The following is a 17,060-nucleotide window of genomic DNA, read 5'->3' as shown; positions in this document are numbered from 1 at the left end:
TTATTACTTTTCCATTTTAACGCATTATAGTTGGAAAGAGTACCATTTTATTCATCACATCATACATTCCTTGCTGGGTAATTCGGATATATGGCAAATGAGTCGAAGAAAAAAACAACATGGAATAGATTGGATCGGCAAATTTGTACCCACATTCCTTAAGATAATCAAGAAGCTGATTTTCTTCTATAATAAGCTCATCCACTTTTTTATCAGACATAATCCCCATTAATTGCAATGGGATTTCCTGCATAATTTCTCCATTTTCACAACAAACAATTCCGCCACCAATTTCCTTCATTCGATTAAATGCTGTGAACATATCCTTTTTATTTTTTCCGATTAAAATAATATCCCCAGTATTAGAGAATGAACTAACTAGTCCTGATAGGCTATTCGCAAAGCCTTTTAATAATGTATTGATACGCCATTTACCTTTTCGATCAATCAACATAAAAAAGCACTCATCATGATCATGCGATAGTTCTTCAGTCGAGACCTCAATGTTGATGGAATAGGGTTTTGTGATCACAGAATTCTCCATTTGAATCCCAAACGGCATCGAGAACTGCATATCATCCCAATTTAAGTCCCAATCAATTGATAAAGGTTTCATCCCCGATTGCTTCCAATGGAAATTCTGGTCAATTTCCACTTCTTCTCCGTCTCGTTTTACCCATTTCCCTTTTGCTAATACAGAAATCGGTGTAGGATTATTTTCATCAGTTAAGAAGTTTATATTAGCCACTCTACCCGTGGCAATACTACCGTGTAAGTAATCAATATTATAATAGCGGGCAACGTTAATCGTCGCCATGTTGTACGCATCCACTGTCGGTACACCATGATCAATCGCAATCCGAATCATTTCATCAATAATACCTTTTTCATAAAAACTAGCAGACGCACCATCTGTTGTAAAAATAAACCGGTCGTAGAAATCAATACCTAGTTCATGAATTTCAGTCAATAATTTGGCAAGATCCGGTCGAATGGATGAATTTCTTAATGAGACCATATAACCTTGCATAAGCCTTTGATATACATCCTCACCAGTCATCGATTCATGATCACAATCAGCACCTAGAAGCTTCATCTTTGCCAAAGTCTTTTCAGAAGCGCCAGGGAAATGTCCTTCTATTTGCTTTCTCATTCTTTTCGCTTCTTGGATCCAATGCAAAAGCAAGTCGTCTCCATCCAGCAACTTCGGCCAGCCAGTAAGCTCTCCCCCTTGCAAAACGCAATCATGCTCAAGCCATGCTTTGATGTTGGCATTTGAAAATACGCTATTTTGGTCTAAAATCTCAGTCTGGGCATCGAATCTGCACCACCAGTACATCGAAACAGGAGATGCTTTCATATCATTTAAAAAGGTAAAAGCATCCTTAATTTCTAAATTAACAGCTAACATCATATTATCGTTAATCAATGTTGTTGTACCAAATTGGCTTGCATAGTTTGCAAGTGATTGGGGATTATATAAGAGAAATGGATGGGCATGTGGCTCAATATAACCCGGGACCAATATTTGGTCAGTACAATCGATGATTTCACAACCAGTTACATTATCTGGTAATGCGTCACCAACATACACAATTCGATCATCATAAATCCAAATATTCCCCGTCATCCACTTTCGAAAGACCTGATTTAGATAAGTTGCGTTTATTAATAATATAGTGGGTGAGCATTTTCCATCTAAGACTGAAACATGCTCACGTAAATGTTTAGTTTTCCAACGATACCGTTGTTCCATCACTGCATTACCCCTCCTTAAATCTAGGGAATAATCATTTAAAATGTAAACCCTTTCATTGTTATAATACTAACATATTTCGCATTTTAAAGCATTAAAGAATGCTGAATATATTTGTAAAAATTTGATAAAGGATGTGTCAAATCAATGAAAGCAAATACAAATATTGGGATTTTGAATGCGTTAATTCGCATTACCATAGGATTTACCATTCTTTCTTGGGCAACAGCGAAGTTAGTCAAAAAGCCATGGCGCGACTCGTATATTTTCGTTGCCATGATAGCTGCAATGAAAATTGCAGAGGGCATTGTACGATATTGCCCAATGACTGCTCTATTTGAGGAGTGGCAAAAAGGGGATTGCTGTCAACAAAATGACCAATCTGAACAAAACGACGAAACTTCCCTTCTTCCATATAATCCGACTTAATTAATGACAAAAAAAGGCTGTCTGGTAACCGGTTTTTTTCCGATTACCAGACAGCCCCTAACAGGAGTTGATAAATAATGATTTATGAATATATATCTGATATGTCTTTTGTACTCATTACTCTAATAGGTAGTATTGTTGCATTGCTTTACGTGTTCATCCCAAAACGTATCAAAAAGCGCTTGCGATAGCCCTCGCCCCGATATCTTTACGGTAAAACACACCGTCACTACCTAGGTTCTCTAATTCTTGGTAAACTTTATCCTGAGCACTTTTCAAATCCTTTGCTTTGGCACCAGCTAAAAGTACTCTACCACCGTTAGTCACAAAGCGGCCATCCGAATCTTTTTTCGTTCCGGCGTGAAATAGGTAAATTTCATCACTAATATCTGACAGACCTTCTATAACAGCACCCTTTCGATAATTGTCAGGGTACCCTTCAGATGCAATGACTACGCCAATAACAAAGTTATCTTCCCATAAAAGTTCTGGAGTTTCTCCATTAAGAAGAGCTAAGATGACTTCGACCAGATCTGATTGTAATCTTGGTAAAATAACTTGAGTTTCTGGATCACCGAAACGAGCATTAAATTCGATAACCTTAGGACCTTGTTTTGTTAAAATCAAGCCAGCATACAGAACCCCACAAAAACTTCTTCCTTCTTGAATCATAGCTTTTGCAGCAGGATATAAAACCGTTTCAATCGCCGTTTGAACAGCCTCAGCTTTTATTTGCGGAACTGGAGAATAAGCCCCCATTCCACCTGTGTTAGGTCCTTGATCCCCATCATAGGCCCGTTTATGGTCTTGAGCAATTTCGAGCGGAATGACAATTTCGCCATTTACGAGCGCCATTAGGGAGAATTCTTCACCTTCTAAAAACTCTTCAATTACCACAGTGGAGGATGCATCTCCAAATTTCTCATCAAGTAGCATTTCCTGAAGACTAGTTAGAGCTTCTTCCATCGTTAAAGCAACAGTAACACCTTTTCCAGCAGCCAATCCATCTGCCTTAATAACAATAGGAGCGCCAAGTTTTTCCACATATTTCTTCGCTTCTTCATAGTCACTAAACACAGCATACTCTGCAGTAGGAATGTCATACTTTTCCATTAATTCTTTCGCAAAAGATTTACTTCCTTCTATTAAAGCAGCCGATTGCTGTGGCCCAAATACCTTTAGCCCCGCTTCCTGAAATTTATCAACAATTCCTTCTAGAAGCGGAGTTTCAGGACCAACGATCGTTAAGCCAATCTGATTCTCCTTGGCAAATCTCACAAGCTCAGCTTGATTACTTTCTTCAATGGAAACGAGGTCGGCAACGTCCGTCATTCCATCATTACCAGGAGCTACAAAAACATGCTCCACTTTTGGGCTTTCATTCAGTTTTCGGCAAATCGCATGCTCTCTGCCGCCCCGTCCAATGACTAAAACGTTCATTTTATTGCCCCCTCTTAATGTTTAAAATGGCGGATGCCTGTAAATACCATGGCAATTCCGTACTCATCAGCTTTCTTAATTGAATCTTGATCACGAACCGAACCACCAGTTTGAATAATCGCTGTAATCCCAGCTTTTGCGGCAGCTTCAACAGTATCATCCATTGGGAAGAAAGCATCTGACGCAAGAGCTGCTCCTTTAGCTTTTTCTCCCGCTTGTTCAAGGGCAATTTTTGCTGATCCAACACGATTCATTTGACCTGCGCCAACCCCAAGTGTTTGATCTTTATTAGTCACAACAATCGCATTTGATTTAACATGCTTTACAACCTTCCAGCCGAGTTTTAAAGATTCCCACTCACTTTCAGTTGGCTGCCTTTTTGTTGGGATCGTGATTGTTGCATTCTCAAGTGTATAGCTGTCTTGGTCCTGAACAAGTAATCCCCCCTCTATTGAAGTAAGATTTCGTTCTGCTTTTTGTTTTTCTCCAAATGGTATCGTTAGGAGACGGAGATTCTTTTTCCCCGTCAACACAGTAATGGCTTCAGCTGAAAACGATGGTGCAATAATAATTTCTAAAAAGATTTCATAAAGCTTTTCGGCAGTGGCTTTGTCCACTTCCCGATTAAGAGCAATGATTCCGCCAAAAATTGAAATAGGATCCGATTCAAACGCCCTTGTAAACGCATCAAAAACATTATCCCCAATTCCAACACCACAAGGATTCATATGTTTTACTGCTACAGCGGCAGGCTCAGTAAATTCTTTGACAATTTGTAATGCTGCATTGGCATCATTTATATTGTTATAAGATAATTCTTTCCCATGTAATTGTGTTGCATTTGCAATTGAAAAATTTGATCCAAGTGGCTTTTTGTAAAATGCCGCTTCTTGATGTGGATTTTCTCCATAACGAAGAGACTGCTTAAGCTCATATGTCACTGTTAATGTTTCTGGATTCTCCTCACCAGATAATTCAGTCATATATTCCGCAATCACTGCATCATAGGAAGCTGTGTGACGGAACACCTTTGCAGCCAACTTGCGTCGTGTTCCAGGCTGAACCTGACCAGCCAAATTAAGTTCAGTAAGAACCAGTGGATAATCAGCCGGATCTACCACAACAGTTACATACTCATGGTTTTTGGCCGCAGAACGAAGCATCGTTGGACCACCAATATCGATATTTTCGATTGCATCATCAACAGTTACATCTGGTTTTGCAATAGTCTGTTGAAAAGGATATAAGTTTACGATAACTAGCTCAATCGGAGAAATACCATGCTCTTCCATCTGTCTTTTGTGATCCTCTTGATCAAACTTCCCTAATAAACCTCCATGAATCAAGGGGTTTAAAGTTTTAACACGACCTTCTAAAATCTCTGGAAATCCGGTAACATCGTTAACGCCGATCACGGGAATTCCCGCCTCTTGAAGAGCCTTCTTTGTTCCTCCAGTTGAAATAAGTTCAAAACCTAAATCACTTAACCCTTTGGCAAATTCCGCTATACCCTGTTTATCAGAAACGCTGATAAGCGCACGTTTTTTTGTCATTTTACATTCCTCCTTGAACTAGACAATAACATTTGTAGAACTGCTGGATAGAGTTGATGCTCGACTTGATGAATCTTCTCTTGATATGTTTCAGCTGATTCAGTGCCGTCAAGTTCGACTGTCTCTTGTGCAATAATCGGTCCAGTATCCATCCCCTCGTCAACGAAATGAACCGTCACTCCACTAACCTTCACCCTGGCAGCTAACGCCTGTCCAATGGCATCCTTTCCTGGAAAAGATGGTAGTAAAGAAGGATGAATATTTACGATTTGACCTTCAAACTGGGAAAGTAAGGTCGTTCCAATTATTCTCATATAACCGGCAAGAACGACTAACTCGACCTCACATTCTTTTAATCTAGCTAAAATTTCCTGTTCATACGCTTGTTTATTGGCAAAATCCTTACTACTAAATTCAAATATATTAATTCCTGCCGCTCTAGCTCTATCTAACACATAGGCTCCAGGCTGATCACAAACAAGTAGCTTGATGTCCGCATCCAACTTTTGATTTGTAACGGCATCCAGAATCGCTTGAAAATTGCTTCCGTTTCCGGAGGCAAAGACGGCGATGTTTTTCATTCATATCCCCCTAAATGATCGAAATTCCTTCGCTTTCAGTTACGACCCCAATAACAGAAGCGGTCTCTCCACAGCCTTGCAAATGTTCAACAAGTGCCGTAGCATGTTGTTTATCCACTACAACAGTCATCCCGATACCCATATTAAAAATATTGTACATTTCTTCATGCTTCACTTCGCCCAGCTTTTCGAGTAGTGAAAATACAGCTGGAATATTCCAACTTCCTAGCTTTACTTCAGCTCCCAATCCTTCAGGAAAGATTCTTGGCATGTTCTCATGAAATCCTCCGCCAGTAATGTGAGCCATCCCTTTAATTGGGAATTCTTTCAGTGCGGATAAAATAGACTTAACATAGATTCTAGTTGGCTTTAATAATTCTTCTCCCAACGTACAACCAAGTTCTTCAACATATTCGTCCAATGATAATTTTGCTTTTTCAAGAAACACTTTTCTCACAAGAGAAAATCCATTACTGTGAATTCCGCTTGATGCTAATCCGATTAGAACATCTCCAGCTTGAATGGTCTTACCGGTAATCAAGTTTGCTTTCTCACAAGCTCCAACAGCAAAGCCAGCAATATCATATTCTTCTTGATCGTACATACCTGGCATCTCTGCAGTTTCACCACCGATTAAGGCACATCCCGCTTGTTCGCAACCATCTGCTACCCCTTTTACAATCTCTTCAATTCTTGACGGGTCTGCTTGACCACAGCCGATATAGTCAAGGAAATATAGTGGCTCTGCTCCTTGAACAACAATGTCATTTACACACATTGCTACTGCGTCAATTCCTATAGTGTCATGGCGGTTAGCCATAAATGCAAGAATCAGCTTCGTTCCGACACCATCTGTTCCGGAAACTAATACCGGTTCCTTAAGGTTTAGTGCTGAGAGATCAAACATCGCTCCAAAGCCACCAAGGCCACCCATGACACCTAATCTTTCCGTCCTTTTAACATGCGACTTCATTCTCTCGACCGCTTGATATCCCGCTTCGATATTGACACCAGCTTCTCTATAAGCATTCGCCATTTCCAAATCTCCTTTGTTTAAAAAAAGTTAAAAACTATGAAAGTAGAAAGTGTCTAGCATCAGCGCCTAGGAACGCTTTTTGCATTTCGTCTTTCCAAAGGGAAAAGCGACATTGTCTGCCGCTTATTTTTGATAGTAATATTGCAGTGATTCTGGATAAAGCTCTGTTGGATATTCACCGGTGAAACACGCAACACATTGACCACAATTTTTGTCAGTGTCGATTCTGCCAATTGCTTCTAGCATTCCTTCTGTACTAATAAAGGTCAGTGAATCAGCACCAATAAGCTCTCGTATTTCCTCAACAGAATTAGAGGAGGCAATAAGCTCTTCTTTAGTAGAAGTGTCAATTCCATAAAAACAAGGATTCTTAATCGGTGGAGAACTAATCACTACATGAACCTCAAGTGCCCCTGCATCTTTTAACATTGTGACAATTCTCCGACTCGTCGTACCACGTACAATCGAATCATCAACCATGATCACTCGTTTCCCCTCAACAACACCACGGACAGGGGAAAGCTTCATTTTCACGCCTTGCTCCCTTAATGATTGCGAAGGCTGTATAAACGTACGACCAACATAACGATTTTTCACTAAGCCCATTTCATACGGAATTCCAGACGCTTCCGCATAACCGATTGCTGCAGAAATACTTGAATCTGGGACACCAGTTACCACATCTGCAACAATTGGTGCTTCTATAGCCAGTTTTTTCCCAAGTCTTTTTCTAGCAGAATGAACATTGATCCCATGAATATTACTATCTGGTCTGGAAAAATAAATATATTCCATCGCGCAAATTGCACTTGGTTTGTTTTCAGAAAAGAATTCTGATTTAATTCCCTCATCATTGATAATTAACAATTCACCAGGTAATACATCACGAATAAATTCTGCGCCAACTACATCAAATGCACAGGTTTCGGAAGCGACCATATAGGCATCTCCTAACCGTGCTAACGAAAGCGGTCTAAGACCATGCGGGTCAAGAGCTACCATCATTTCGTTTTCCGTCATGATTACGTAGGCAAATGCCCCTTCAATCTGTTTCAAGGCACTTTTTACTTGTTCTTTAATTCTACGTTCCCCGCTGCGACGAATTAAATGAGCTAGTACCTCAGTATCTGAGCTAGTTTGAAAAATGCTTCCTTGCTGCTCAAGAATTGATTTAATTAATTTTGCGTTCACCAAATTCCCATTATGAGCAAGAGCCAAACTACCGGATTCCGAATTGAACAACAGCGGCTGAACATTTTCATAACCACTGCCTCCTGCGGTTGCATAACGAACATGACCGATCGCGGACTTGCCGGATAACTTAGACATTACCTCCGAGGTAAAAACTTCTGTGACAAGACCCTCACCTTTGAAGATATCCAATTTTGTTCCATCAGTGACAACGATTCCTGTCCCTTCCTGACCTCGATGCTGAAGGCTATGGAGGGCATAATAGGTAATGCTAGCTGCATCTTGATGTCCCCAAACGCCGAAGATTCCGCACTCTTCATTTAGGCCCTTTAATTCAGCAAGCATGGAATAGCTCCTTTCCAAGCCTTTTCTAAACTTTCAACTTGCTCTGAAATAATAGTTACACTATCTTGAGTAATATTTAAAACTGGTTCAGCTGTAACTTCACCAATTAAAGTTGCACCTACTAATTTTTCGAATTCTTGTTGGTTTTCTTTTTTAACGGTCAATAAGAAACGAGATTGTGATTCACTGAATAGTGCTGAAACTGGATTTCCTGAAACCTTAATATCCGCTCCAAGTCCATTAGAACCAATTGCACTTTCAGCTATCGCTACAGCAAGCCCGCCTTCTGCTAAGTCATGCGCTGACGCAACTAAACCTGCGCGAATGGCAGCTAACACGTTTTGTTGATATTCACTTTCAACTGCTAAATCTATAGACGGAGATTTTCCGTAAATTTTTCCGTTTTGCATTTTTTGAAGCTCACTACCGCCAAATTCATCCTTTGTTTCACCTAATAGATAAACAATGTCCCCGGCTTCCTTAAAGGATTGAGTAGTTATATGTTTAAGATTAGTAACTAACCCCACCATTCCGATAACAGGTGTTGGGTAGATAGCTTCTCCATTTGTTTCGTTGTACATAGATACATTTCCGCCGATTACTGGCGTATTTAGCTTGCGACAAGCTTCAGAAATCCCATCTGCTGATTTCTCAATTTGCCAAAAGATTTCTGGTTTTTCTGGATTACCAAAATTCAGGTTATCTGTAACAGCAAGTGGTTCCGCACCTGAGCAAATGATGTTTCTAGCTGCTTCAGCTACGGCAATTTTTCCGCCTGTTTCTGGATCTAAATATAGGTAGCGAGAATTACAGTCAGTTGTCATTGCTAACGCTTTTTCGGTTCCTCTTATACGAAGAACTGCTGCATCAGAGCCTGGTGCTACAACTGTGTTTGTCCGAACCATATAATCATATTGATCATAAATCCATTCCTTAGAAGCGATAGTAGGCTGTTGTAATAATTGAAGCAAAGTTTCACCATAATTCTCTACCTCAGGTACTTCATTTTCCATAGCTTGATTATCACGGAAAGACTGTGGTTCAGCAGATGGCATTTGATATACAGGTGCATCCTCTGCTAATGCATCTACAGGCACATTGGCTACAACTTTCCCTTGATGAATCAAGCGGTACATTTTATCATCCGTTACTACACCAACAGACACTGCTTCAAGATCATATTTTGAGAAAATATCAACGATTTCTTGCTCCCTGCCTTTTTGCACAACAATGAGCATCCGCTCTTGAGATTCAGAAAGCATCATTTCATATGGAGTCATTCCAGTTTCACGCTGTGGAACAAAATCTAGATTCAATTCCATTCCTGATCCGGCTTTACTTGCCATTTCAGAACTTGAACTTGTTAATCCAGCTGCTCCCATATCTTGTATACCAACAAGTGCATCACAATGAATTAATTCTAAACATGCTTCTAATAACAGCTTCTCCATAAATGGGTCTCCCACTTGAACTGCTGGGCGATCTTCACTTGAAGCATCAGTCAACTCTTCAGAAGCGAATGTTGCACCATGGATTCCATCACGACCTGTTTTGGCCCCAACATACATGACTGTATTTCCAACCCCATGGGCTTGACCTTTCTTAATATCCTTATGGTCGATTAAACCAACACACATTGCATTCACTAATGGATTGCCATCATAGGAAGGGTCGAATTGAACCTCACCGCCTACGGTTGGGATTCCCATGCAGTTTCCATACCCAGCAATACCGGCAACTACTTCCTTAAATAGGTAACGAACACGAGCAGAGTCTGAAAGTTCTCCAAATCGTAAAGAGTTCAACATCGCAATCGGTCTAGCGCCCATTGAAAAGACATCACGGATAATACCGCCAACACCTGTGGCAGCTCCTTGATAAGGCTCGATTGCCGATGGGTGGTTATGACTTTCTATTTTAAAAACAACTGCTTGATTATCACCGATATCAACAATTCCAGCGCCCTCTCCTGGTCCTTGAAGTACCTTTTCACCAGTAATCGGGAACTTTCTTAAAACAGGCTTTGAAGTTTTATAACTGCAGTGCTCAGACCACATTACTGAAAATAGTCCTGTTTCTGTGTAATTAGGCGTACGGCCGAGAATTTTTTCAACCATAGCAAATTCTTTATCGGACATACCCATTCCAGCATAAATTCTTTCAGATTTAATTTGCTCGGGAGTTGGTTCAAGCTTTAACGACATATGATTCCCTCCATTGTTTTACGATCGATTTAAATACCTTAAGACCATCTGCTCCTCCAAGAAGCTCATCGACCGCTCTTTCAGGATGTGGCATCATTCCTAATACATTTCCGCGCTCATTTATGATACCAGCAATATTTTCAAGACTTCCATTTGGATTGTCTACATAAGTAAAGACGATTTGGTTATTTTCTTGCATCTTTTTCAACGTTTCTTCGTCACAATAATAGTTTCCTTCACCATGTGCTACGGGAACAGAAATGATTTCGCCTTGTTCGTATTCATTTGAAAATAACGTATTATTGTTTTCAACTTTAAGATCAACTGGTCTACAAATGAATTTAAGACTTTCATTCCGTCTTAATGCACCTGGCAATAGTCCTGCTTCAAGTAAAATTTGAAATCCATTACAAACACCCAAAACTGGTTTTCCTGCTTCAGCCGCTTTCTTAATTTCATTCATGATATTACTGAAACGGGCAATCGCACCACATCTTAAATAATCTCCATAAGAAAATCCACCTGGTAAAAGAATCGCGTCAAAACGATCTAAATCTTTCTCTGCATGCCAAACGTATTCAACATCAGATCCTAGTTCATCTTTAATCGCAGAATACATATCAACGTCACAATTCGAACCAGGAAAAACGATTACCGCAAATTTCATTGGGAGACACTCTCCTCTATTTCATAGCGGAAATCCTCAATAACCGGATTAGCTAACAGCTTATCACAAGCTTCTTTTACAACTGTATCTACATCACGGCCTGTAGTATCAACGAAAAGTTCCATATATTTACCAATGCGCACGTCTTTGATTTCTTCATATCCTAAAGAATGTAAGGCATGATTTACTGCCTTTCCTTGTGGATCTAAAACACTTTCTCTTAATGTGACAAAAACTTTAACTTTAACCATGCTGAGGGCCCCCTAGTCTAGCCAAAATATTTTCATAAGCATCAGTAAGATTACCTAAATCACGACGAAATACATCCTTATCGAGCTTTTCATTTGTTTTTGCATCCCATAATCTACAAGTATCAGGGGAAATTTCATCCGCTAACACAATTTTTCCGGTATGATCTTTCCCAAATTCTAATTTAAAATCAATTAAACGAATTCCTAATTCTGCAAAAAAGCTTGATAAAATCGCATTAATATTTAGTGCCTTTTCTTTTAATGTTTCAAGTTCATCAACTGTAGCAATCTTAAGTTCTAGAACATGATCCACGTTAACGAGAGGATCCCCTAAATCGTCATCCTTATAATAAAACTCCACGATTGGCTTTGATAATGCTTGACCTTCGTCCATTCCTAATCGTTTGGCAAGACTTCCAGCTGCTACATTTCGAGTAACAACCTCTAATGGAATAATGCTTACTTTTTTAACAAGCTGCTCTGTTTCAGAAAGCTGTTTGATAAAGTGAGTCTCGATACCCTGTTCATGAAGCTTTAGAAATAGCAAACTAGTAATTTCGTTATTCAAACGGCCTTTACCTGTGATATTTGCCTTCTTTTCCCCATTAAATGCTGTAGCAGAATCCTTATATTCTACTAAAACAATATTCTCATCATCAGTACTATAAATTCTCTTTGCCTTACCTTCATAAAGTAGTTCTTTCATCTAATTCGGGCGGATTCTGCGACTTAGGATCAAGACGGAAGAATGTGCCCTTCTCTCCCTTCAGCTAATGCAAATATTAGGAATGTTCAGTACAAGTGGGGTGTAAAAAGGTAAAGGATGAACCTTTACCTTGTATTAAATATGATTATTTATAGCCCAAGACGATCAAAAATGGTATCCACATGCTGTAAATGGTAGCTGTAATCAAAACAATCAGCGATTTCAGCACTGGAAAGATGAGCCGTAATTTTTTCATCGGCTTCGATTAGGTCACGGAACTGTACTTGCTTATCCCAAGCTTCCGCCGTTCTCGGCTGAACCGTATCATATGCCTCTTCACGGGAAAGTCCTTTGTCAATTAGTGCAAGTAGAACGCGTTGAGAGTAAATAAGACCAAAAGTTCTGCCCATATTTCGCTTCATATTTTCTGGGAAAACCGTTAAGTTTTTAATAATATTGCCAAAGCGATTGAGCATATAATTTAATGCAATCGTTGCATCTGGAATAATAATTCGTTCAGCAGAAGAATGGGAAATATCCCGTTCATGCCAAAGTGGTACATTCTCATAAGCTGTCAACATATAGCCCCGAATTACTCTCGCTAATCCGGCCATGTTTTCAGAACCAATTGGATTACGTTTATGCGGCATAGCCGAAGAACCTTTTTGACCTTTTGCGAAAAATTCCTCAACCTCTCGAGTTTCGCTCTTTTGCAATCCTCTAACTTCCACGGCAAATTTTTCAATAGATGTCGCGATTAGAGCCAATGTTGACATATAATGAGCATGGCGGTCGCGTTGAAGAGTTTGTGTTGAATTTGGTGCCGCCTGTAAGCCTAAATTTTCACAAACATATTTTTCCACAAATGGGTCGATGTTTGCATATGTACCAACCGCCCCAGAAATCTTACCAAATTCAATTCCATTTGCTGCCTGTTTGAACCTCTCAAGATTTCTCTTCATTTCTTCATACCAAAGAGCAAGCTTTAAACCAAAGGTTGTTGGTTCAGCATGTACCCCATGAGTACGGCCCATCATAACCGTATATTTATGCTCTACTGCTTTATTTTTTAAAATCTCAACAAAATTTTCAATATCTTTAAATAAAATTTGATTTGCTTGTCTAATAAGGTAAGACAAAGCTGTATCAACGACATCCGTGGAGGTCAATCCGTAATGAACCCATTTACGTTCTTCACCTAAGGTCTCAGATACTGCACGAGTAAACGCAACAACATCATGTCTTGTTTGTTCTTCAATTTCTTTAATTCTGTTAATATCAAAAGTTGCATTTTCTCGTAACTTTTTCACATCTTCTTTTGGAATATCACCAAGCTCAGCCCACGCCTCACAAGCTAAAATCTCAACTTCCAACCATGCCTGAAACCTGTTCTCTTCTGTCCAAATCGCACCCATTTCAGGGCGAGTATAACGTTCAATCATGTTTTATCCTCCGATCAATATGACACTATCCCAAATTTGGCTATCATCTGCTTCTAGAACTGCCTCTTCAACTGTTTCCCTTAAAAGAGTGACATGACCCATTTTCCGGCCTGTTTTAGCTTCCTTTTTTCCATACAAATGAATCTTCCAATTAGACAGTGTTGGTATTTTTTCTAATAATTTTGCTTGGTGTTGCCCTAATATATTGACCATCACCACAGGCTTCAATAGGTTTGTACTCCCTAACGGCCAGTTGCAAATGGCTCTAATATGCTGCTCAAACTGTGAAGTTTCGCAGGCATCAATTGAATAATGCCCAGAGTTATGTGGTCTAGGGGCTAATTCATTAATATAGATCGTCTCGTCAGCCATCACAAACATTTCGACAGCAAGAGTCCCTACCATCCCCAATGATTCGACAAGTCGAAGCGCTGCTTGAATAGCACCATTTTGTGCCGCTTCACTTATTCTCGCAGGCACGATTGTCTGGTGCAGAATATTATTTACATGGATATTCTCAGCAACAGGGAAAACTGCTGTATCTCCTTTTTCATTTCTAGACACAATCACCGAAATCTCTTTCGTAAATGGCATCCATTTTTCAAGGACACACCCCCCATGCTCTAATAAGGAATTAGCTTCAGCAATATCTTCTTTACATTTTATGACCAGCTGACCTTTCCCATCATAGCCACCTCTTGAAGTTTTCAAAACAGCAGGGAAACCAAGCTCTTTTATGGTATCATAAATCTCCTGTTTCGTTTGAATAACAGCAAATGGAGCAACCTCAATCCCAGCCGCCTGAATAGCCGTCTTTTCCGCAATACGATCCTTAGTGATTTCCAATAGATCAGTACCTTGAGGAACATGGACTAAATGGCTAATCGACTTTAGCGTATCCCCATCAATATTCTCAAACTCATAAGTAATCACATCACTCATTTTAGCAAGTCGCTTGATAGCAGCTGCATCATCATAGGCCCCGATAATTTTATAGTCAGCTACTTGACCACAGGGTGAATCAGGATTTGGGTCCATGACTGCAATGCGAAACCCTTGTGCTTTTGCTGCGAGAGCCATCATTCTCCCTAATTGACCTCCACCAATAATACCAATTGTTTGTCCTGGTAAAATAACCATGTTAGCCAAGTTCATCACTGCTTTCAATGGCAGCCAGCTTCGTTTCCTGCCGGAACATTTCGATGCGGTCTGCAAGCTCGGAATCAGTTATCGCCAATATCTGTGCGGCCAATAAACCTGCATTAGTGGCACCACTTGTTCCAATTGCTACAGTAGCTACCGGAATTCCCCCAGGCATTTGCACAATCGATAATAGTGAATCGAGACCATTTAATGCTCGTGATTGCACTGGAACTCCAATCACCGGTAAGGTCGTCTTCGCTGCCACCATCCCAGGTAAATGAGCCGCTCCCCCTGCTCCAGCAATAATAACCTGTATCCCTCTCTGTTTTGCTGTTTCCGCAAATTCAAACATGAGATCTGGAGTACGGTGTGCTGACACGACCTTTCTTTCAAATGGAACTTCTAAATTCTCTAAACTTTGACAAGCATACTTCATAGTTTCCCAGTCAGATTTGCTCCCCATTATGACTGCAACCTTTGCTTCCATCAAATCCCTCCCCCGAACTTTCGACAGTTATTCTCCAAATACTACATTTATTTAGCTATTTTATATCAATTTTTCGAGGTTTTTCTCCGCTAAGACAATAAAAAAAGCCCTCAACAGAAACTTTTCCCTTTATATAATAAGAGAAAGCAGTCTGTCCGGGCTTAAGATGTACGAAAAAATACCATCCCAAAAAAGAAGTGGATTAAACTACACTTCTCAAACGGTTACCACTTTCCCTCATAGTCCAATAATTTACGGTAATTGGGTAGAAACTCATGGGCCGTATTCCCATTATTATACGAGGGAGATGCTAAACTATTTTGTTACATTTATCATAACAACTTTACTCTTTTCAGTCAATAAATTTATCGAACATTTACTGTTAGCAAGTTGTTAATGTTCGTGTTTTATACATTCTTTATTCCTTCAAAGACGGTATGGCGCCCTGCAGGTTCATAAGTGACCTTATTGCCTTGTTTAATTTCTTTGAAAATTGGTTTTTCGATTCTTCGAATAGGCATATAGCCTTCTTGCATTATTCGATTCAAACATTCATCAATCGATTCATTTTCCTGTACTTCAAATTGCTTTTTTCTTGTCATATGAATGAATCCTTTCTTGTTCATGACTTCTTAAATTAACTCAAAACGAGTATTTTCAAGGAACGGAAAGGGAATGAAGCAATGTTAGTTCAGTAGAATTTTCCTTAGATATTTATATTATTTACCTTTTTTAATTTACTAACATTAAATTCCGATCATATTTTATCCATTGTTCATCTTATCATAGGTTTTACCATTTTAATAATAAAATAAATGCGATAATTAGTGGTAAGCGCTATCTTTCTTATTGTACGGGCCAATGCTTCACTCCCTTACTTCTTCAACCTCCTTGACCCTGAGTTCAATCAGTTTTTCCAAACTAACAAGGCTTTACCATTTTATCGGTTTTATCCTTTTTAACCATTTCCCACTAATAGGTAGCCAACTCAAATTGAGTCGTTCTAAATAGCCCGGCACCAGCCTTCTCTCTTATGGGGAGATCCACCAACTACCAATGGCGCCGAAGCTTATCTTCTGGGTTCGTCTTCTGGTAGCCAAACTTATTAATTTTTTCTTTTATCGTCTCTATGTACATTTTATATACAAAAAAGAACAACCCGATGACTAACGGGTTCCGTTATCTCCCTAAATTGAAAAGTAAAAATACACTGCAAAATGCGGAAGTAATAGCCCAGTCCAATATAGACTAAAATTGATTTCTTCAACTCAAGCCGACCATAAGCTAATCCTCTTACCCTTCGTCCGTTCAAACCCAAACGGACACAAAAGACCTTATTTCCAAGAAATTACCCATTTTTTAAAATTTTCCGGACTCAGTGATACCTTATTTTCATAAAAACCACTGGATCATGCCCGCTTACTAACGAATAAAGGCTCTGGTGTCCATTAACCTATCAAAAACACCCCTTTATGCATTAATAGCGGCATTGGTGTCCGCATGAACACATTCCCATGTGCCAATGAACCTCGTGTCCCCATCTCGATACCTTCTGCTCCAAGTGCAAACGCGGCGAGTAATCCTCTTCCGTCGCTGATTCCTCCTGAAGCGATGACAAGTCCTTTATTGTTCCTTCGGACATTTTTATATATACAAAAAAGAACAACCCAATGAGTTGTTCTTCATTTGCCCGGCAACGTCCTACTCTCACAGGGGGAGATCCCCCAACTACCATCGGCGCTGAGAAGCTTAACTTCCGTGTTCGGTATGGGAACGGGTGTGACCTTCTCGCTATCGCCACCAGACTATTTAATTGGGAATTTTCATTC

General features: G+C 39.7%; 16 protein-coding genes, 1 rRNA gene, 1 pseudogene and 1 riboswitch. Of the genes and pseudogenes, 2 read left to right on the top strand and 16 right to left on the bottom strand.

Going from position 1 to position 17,060, the window contains the following annotated elements:
• Positions 1 to 16: 16 nt before the first annotated feature.
• Positions 17 to 1,759 carry an adenine deaminase C-terminal domain-containing protein gene (locus tag B1NLA3E_RS01910; RefSeq protein WP_187292141.1) on the bottom strand — a complete coding sequence of 581 codons (1,743 nt, stop codon included), beginning with the start codon at positions 1,757 to 1,759 and terminating at the stop codon, positions 17 to 19.
• 144 nt (positions 1,760 to 1,903) lie between these two features.
• Between B1NLA3E_RS01910 and B1NLA3E_RS01905 the strand changes: the two genes are divergently transcribed.
• Both B1NLA3E_RS01905 and B1NLA3E_RS25875 read left to right on the top strand, forming a co-directional pair.
• A complete protein-coding gene (locus B1NLA3E_RS01905) occupies positions 1,904 to 2,185 on the top strand; it encodes a YgaP family membrane protein (RefSeq protein WP_015592169.1) in 282 nt (93 codons plus the stop codon).
• 77 nt (positions 2,186 to 2,262) lie between these two features.
• Positions 2,263 to 2,376 carry an EYxxD motif small membrane protein gene (locus B1NLA3E_RS25875; protein ID WP_328285121.1) on the top strand — a complete coding sequence of 38 codons (114 nt, stop codon included), beginning with the start codon at positions 2,263 to 2,265 and terminating at the stop codon, positions 2,374 to 2,376.
• Here B1NLA3E_RS25875 and purD read toward each other — a convergent pair.
• The 15 genes and pseudogenes from purD to rrf form a co-directional block, all read right to left on the bottom strand.
• On the bottom strand, positions 2,357 to 3,625 hold the full coding sequence (gene purD, locus B1NLA3E_RS01900) for a phosphoribosylamine--glycine ligase (RefSeq protein WP_015592168.1): 1,269 nt from the start codon (positions 3,623 to 3,625) through the stop codon (positions 2,357 to 2,359). The two genes, B1NLA3E_RS25875 and purD, sit on opposite strands and share 20 nt — an antisense overlap.
• Positions 3,626 to 3,639: 14 nt before the next feature.
• On the bottom strand, positions 3,640 to 5,178 hold the full coding sequence (gene purH / locus B1NLA3E_RS01895) for a bifunctional phosphoribosylaminoimidazolecarboxamide formyltransferase/IMP cyclohydrolase (RefSeq protein ID WP_015592167.1): 1,539 nt from the start codon (positions 5,176 to 5,178) through the stop codon (positions 3,640 to 3,642).
• Positions 5,175 to 5,759 carry a phosphoribosylglycinamide formyltransferase gene (gene purN, locus B1NLA3E_RS01890; protein ID WP_015592166.1) on the bottom strand — a complete coding sequence of 195 codons (585 nt, stop codon included), beginning with the start codon at positions 5,757 to 5,759 and terminating at the stop codon, positions 5,175 to 5,177. Before purN ends, purH begins: the two co-directional genes overlap by 4 nt.
• Before the next feature lie 10 nt (positions 5,760 to 5,769).
• Positions 5,770 to 6,795 (bottom strand): phosphoribosylformylglycinamidine cyclo-ligase, encoded by a 1,026-nt coding sequence (gene purM, locus B1NLA3E_RS01885; protein WP_015592165.1) that lies wholly within the window; start codon positions 6,793 to 6,795, stop codon positions 5,770 to 5,772.
• 123 nt (positions 6,796 to 6,918) lie between these two features.
• Complete coding sequence (gene purF / locus B1NLA3E_RS01880; protein ID WP_015592164.1) at positions 6,919 to 8,331, bottom strand: amidophosphoribosyltransferase; 1,413 nt, start codon at positions 8,329 to 8,331, stop codon at positions 6,919 to 6,921.
• Positions 8,316 to 10,535 carry a phosphoribosylformylglycinamidine synthase subunit PurL gene (gene purL, locus B1NLA3E_RS01875; protein ID WP_015592163.1) on the bottom strand — a complete coding sequence of 740 codons (2,220 nt, stop codon included), beginning with the start codon at positions 10,533 to 10,535 and terminating at the stop codon, positions 8,316 to 8,318. Before purL ends, purF begins: the two co-directional genes overlap by 16 nt.
• On the bottom strand, positions 10,519 to 11,202 hold the full coding sequence (gene purQ / locus B1NLA3E_RS01870) for a phosphoribosylformylglycinamidine synthase subunit PurQ (protein ID WP_015592162.1): 684 nt from the start codon (positions 11,200 to 11,202) through the stop codon (positions 10,519 to 10,521). Before purQ ends, purL begins: the two co-directional genes overlap by 17 nt.
• The gene (gene purS / locus B1NLA3E_RS01865; RefSeq protein ID WP_015592161.1) at positions 11,199 to 11,453 is read right to left on the bottom strand and encodes a phosphoribosylformylglycinamidine synthase subunit PurS; all 255 of its coding nucleotides are present in this window, start codon (positions 11,451 to 11,453) and stop codon (positions 11,199 to 11,201) included. The genes purQ and purS overlap by 4 nt, the downstream gene beginning before the upstream one ends.
• Positions 11,446 to 12,159 carry a phosphoribosylaminoimidazolesuccinocarboxamide synthase gene (purC, locus tag B1NLA3E_RS01860; RefSeq protein WP_015592160.1) on the bottom strand — a complete coding sequence of 238 codons (714 nt, stop codon included), beginning with the start codon at positions 12,157 to 12,159 and terminating at the stop codon, positions 11,446 to 11,448. The genes purS and purC overlap by 8 nt, the downstream gene beginning before the upstream one ends.
• A 149-nt stretch (positions 12,160 to 12,308) precedes the next feature.
• Positions 12,309 to 13,601, bottom strand: coding sequence for an adenylosuccinate lyase (purB, locus tag B1NLA3E_RS01855; protein ID WP_015592159.1), 1,293 nt, complete (start codon positions 13,599 to 13,601; stop codon positions 12,309 to 12,311).
• Between the two features lie 3 nt (positions 13,602 to 13,604).
• Positions 13,605 to 14,756 (bottom strand): 5-(carboxyamino)imidazole ribonucleotide synthase, encoded by a 1,152-nt coding sequence (gene purK / locus B1NLA3E_RS01850; RefSeq protein ID WP_015592158.1) that lies wholly within the window; start codon positions 14,754 to 14,756, stop codon positions 13,605 to 13,607.
• Entirely contained in the window at positions 14,743 to 15,231 is a 489-nt protein-coding gene (purE, locus tag B1NLA3E_RS01845; RefSeq protein WP_015592157.1) for a 5-(carboxyamino)imidazole ribonucleotide mutase, read from the bottom strand. The genes purK and purE overlap by 14 nt, the downstream gene beginning before the upstream one ends.
• 220 nt (positions 15,232 to 15,451) lie before the next feature.
• Positions 15,452 to 15,553: riboswitch (purine riboswitch) on the bottom strand.
• Positions 15,554 to 15,638: 85 nt separating this feature from the next.
• Positions 15,639 to 15,833, bottom strand: coding sequence for an NETI motif-containing protein (locus B1NLA3E_RS01840; protein ID WP_041580223.1), 195 nt, complete (start codon positions 15,831 to 15,833; stop codon positions 15,639 to 15,641).
• An 895-nt stretch (positions 15,834 to 16,728) separates the two neighbouring features.
• Positions 16,729 to 16,847, bottom strand: a pseudogene (locus B1NLA3E_RS24600) (nitronate monooxygenase); the annotation flags it as partial.
• Positions 16,848 to 16,919: 72 nt separating this feature from the next.
• A 5S ribosomal RNA gene (rrf, locus tag B1NLA3E_RS01835) occupies positions 16,920 to 17,036 on the bottom strand.
• Positions 17,037 to 17,060 lie beyond the last annotated feature (24 nt).

It is taken from the genome of Bacillus sp. 1NLA3E (assembly GCF_000242895.2).
Taxonomy (GTDB): domain Bacteria; phylum Bacillota; class Bacilli; order Bacillales; family Cytobacillaceae; genus Bacillus_BU.
The sequence above is the reverse complement of the archived record's forward strand: the minus strand, read 5'-3'. Positions and strand labels throughout refer to the sequence as shown.